The sequence below is a fragment of the Corynebacterium variabile genome (genome assembly GCF_006539825.1).
Taxonomy (GTDB): Bacteria; Actinomycetota; Actinomycetes; order Mycobacteriales; family Mycobacteriaceae; genus Corynebacterium; species Corynebacterium variabile.
This window is the reverse complement of sequence record NZ_BJNT01000066.1, coordinates 1-716: the sequence shown is the minus strand read 5'-3', so window position 1 is coordinate 716 and position 716 is coordinate 1. Positions and strand designations below refer to the sequence as shown.

Here is a 716-nt window from a genome sequence, read left to right as displayed (position 1 = left end):
CGAAGTCGAGTCCTGACCTTCCCCAACAGCCAAAACGACCCGCACCACCGCTACACGCTGGGCGTGTTACGCCCAGCACCGTAACAGCAATTATCCCCAAATCTTATTAACGGAAGATGATCCATGATCACTCCACTTTCCCACTCTTTGAAGCACACTCTTGTGGTGTCCACCACCGTCCTTGCCGTGTGCGCGCTCAGCTCGTGCAGCAGCAACGACACAGAACCAACCACAACGGCCAATGCCGACCAGGGGAGCCAGTCCACCGCCCCGGCACACCAGGCGCCCCTGCCTGAGGGCATCACCCCGGCATCCCTGATCCTCGACGACTCCGCGACCCCCGACGGATTCACCCACACCCCACCAGACAATGAGGGCCAAGCAGAGTTGGCGGAGCTGCTCAACGACCCCGAAAATCCGAGCGAAGCACCCGCTGTTGACCCGCCGAACTGCGCAGGTCTGATCATTGACGGGTCTACCTTTCTGACCTGGATGTCTCAGCCTGCGGAGACCACCACCACGACCAACTACACCCGCACCGATAACGATGAGCAGGGCGTGTTCATCATGGTCACGACCACGCCGACAGATAGTGCCGCGCTACCGACCACCCTCAGCGACTGCGCCTCGTTCACCAGAACCACGCCCAGCGCCCTGGGCACAGGTGTGAAAACATTCGAGGCCACTGATGACACCCTCACCGCACAGGGGGCCGA

At 61.2% G+C, this 716-nt stretch carries 1 protein-coding gene; it reads left to right on the top strand.

Annotated features, from left to right (window positions below):
* Positions 1 to 165 precede the first annotated feature (165 nt).
* A partial coding sequence (locus CVA01_RS14780; protein WP_141331837.1) for a hypothetical protein occupies positions 166 to 716 on the top strand: 551 nt, incomplete at its 3' end.